The sequence below is a fragment of the Parvimonas sp. D2 genome, from assembly GCF_035282635.1.
Lineage (GTDB): Bacteria > Bacillota > Clostridia > Tissierellales > Peptoniphilaceae > Parvimonas.
In genome coordinates, this window is sequence record NZ_JAYKBO010000017.1 from 1 (window position 1) to 393 (window position 393).

General features: G+C 45.3%; 1 protein-coding gene. It reads left to right on the forward strand.

Features of this window, described 5'->3' with window-relative positions:
* Window positions 1-104 precede the first annotated feature (104 nt).
* Window positions 105-393: hypothetical protein (locus VJI77_RS07395; protein WP_323988946.1), on the forward strand; the 289-nt coding region annotated here is incomplete at its 3' end.

The window sequence follows — 393 nt, forward strand, 5'->3', positions numbered from 1 at the left end:
GATATAATTGCCTCCGCCAAAAGAACAGACACCAACGCACAGATCCTCACTAAGGCACTAATTGCGGCTTTGGAAATGTATCCCTGCTATTAAGGAACAAGACAATGGCAAATGAACAGATTACGCAGATTGAAAAGGCTATTCGCGATAAGTCCAAGCGCGAAGCCGAAGCAACCTTCAAAACTGCCTGGGATGGCTTTGCATATTTACATAGCAGACCAGGTGGTGGTTTGGTAACCAATGCACTTTCTTATGAGGAACGCAAAGTACTCAGCGAATTCCACCAGAAAATGCTTGTGGCATATATTGCAGACGAGCAGGAACGTGCAGTAGATGCATTCGTGGCAACGTATTCCAATCTGATTGTGCAGTTTCCTGATCTTGTGGAACAGG